General features: G+C 56.6%; 1 rRNA gene. It reads left to right on the forward strand.

Going from position 1 to position 1,136, the window contains the following annotated elements:
• Window positions 1-1,136: ribosomal RNA gene (locus tag QSK52_RS39050) — 23S ribosomal RNA — on the forward strand; the annotation flags it as partial.

A 1,136-nucleotide genomic window follows, 5' to 3' on the forward strand; every position in this document is an offset into this window, starting at 1 on the left:
GCTCCCTGAGCTGGTGGTGGCCGCAGAGACCAGCGAGAAGCGACTGTTTACTAAAAACACAGGTCCGTGCGAAGCCGTAAGGCGATGTATACGGACTGACGCCTGCCCGGTGCTGGAACGTTAAGGGGACCGGTTAGTCCGATTTCGGTCGGGCGAAGCTGAGAACTTAAGCGCCAGTAAACGGCGGTGGTAACTATAACCATCCTAAGGTAGCGAAATTCCTTGTCGGGTAAGTTCCGACCTGCACGAATGGCGTAACGACTTCTCGACTGTCTCAACCACAGGCCCGGTGAAATTGCATTACGAGTAAAGATGCTCGTTTCGCGCAGCAGGACGGAAAGACCCCGGGACCTTTACTATAGCTTGATATTGGTGTTCGGTTCGGCTTGTGTAGGATAGGTGGGAGGCTTTGAAGCCGTGACGCCAGTCATGGTGGAGCCGTCGTTGAAATACCACTCTGGTCGTGCTGGATGTCTAACCTGGGTCCGTGATCCGGATCAGGGACAGTGTCTGGTGGGTAGTTTAACTGGGGCGGTTGCCTCCTAAAGGGTAACGGAGGCGCCCAAAGGTTCCCTCAGCCTGGTTGGCAATCAGGTGTTGAGTGTAAGTGCACAAGGGAGCTTGACTGTGAGACTGACGGGTCGAGCAGGTACGAAAGTAGGGACTAGTGATCCGGCGGTGGCTTGTGGAAGCGCCGTCGCTCAACGGATAAAAGGTACCCCGGGGATAACAGGCTGATCTTCCCCAAGAGTCCATATCGACGGGATGGTTTGGCACCTCGATGTCGGCTCGTCGCATCCTGGGGCTGGAGTAGGTCCCAAGGGTTGGGCTGTTCGCCCATTAAAGCGGTACGCGAGCTGGGTTTAGAACGTCGTGAGACAGTTCGGTCCCTATCCGCTGTGCGCGTAGGAGTGTTGAGAAGGGCTGTCCCTAGTACGAGAGGACCGGGACGGACGGACCTCTGGTGTGCCAGTTGTCCTGCCAAGGGCATGGCTGGTTGGCTACGTTCGGGAGGGATAACCGCTGAAAGCATCTAAGCGGGAAGCCTGCTTCGAGATGAGCACTCCCACCTCCTTGAGAGGGTAAGGCTCCCAGTAGACGACTGGGTTGATAGGCCGGATATGGAAGCCCTGTGA

Origin of the sequence: Kitasatospora phosalacinea, from assembly GCF_030268885.1 — a bacterium.
GTDB lineage: Bacteria > Actinomycetota > Actinomycetes > Streptomycetales > Streptomycetaceae > Kitasatospora > Kitasatospora phosalacinea_C.